Source organism: Pseudoalteromonas sp. S3178, assembly GCF_005886985.1.
Classification (GTDB): domain Bacteria; phylum Pseudomonadota; class Gammaproteobacteria; order Enterobacterales; family Alteromonadaceae; genus Pseudoalteromonas; species Pseudoalteromonas carrageenovora.
The window spans coordinates 1-293 of the sequence record NZ_PNCW01000476.1; the positions used below are offsets into that span (position 1 = coordinate 1).

Sequence of the window (293 nt, forward strand, 5' to 3'; positions counted from 1 at the left end):
GTTCAGGTCTACCGCTTCTGAAAATAATAAAGGGACGAGTACATTACCATCTAACGCCTGTATTACACCATAAACCATTAATACCGTCCAAAACTGCGTATCAATACCAAATTGAAACAAGGCAACAGCTGCAACAGGAATAGTCACTAACGCAGCACCAATAAATGGGATCAAAACAGAGAGGCCGACCAATGCACCTAACAAAGCTGCGTATCGCAAATCTAAAATATAAAAAGCAATAAACGTGACACTACCAATTATCACAATTTCAAACACCTTGCCCCGTATATAAT

At 39.2% G+C, this 293-nt stretch carries 1 protein-coding gene; it reads right to left on the minus strand.

The window, feature by feature from the left end; genetic code table 11:
- On the minus strand, positions 1-293 hold a 293-nt coding region (locus tag CWC11_RS21820; protein ID WP_138684249.1), incomplete at both ends, for an AI-2E family transporter.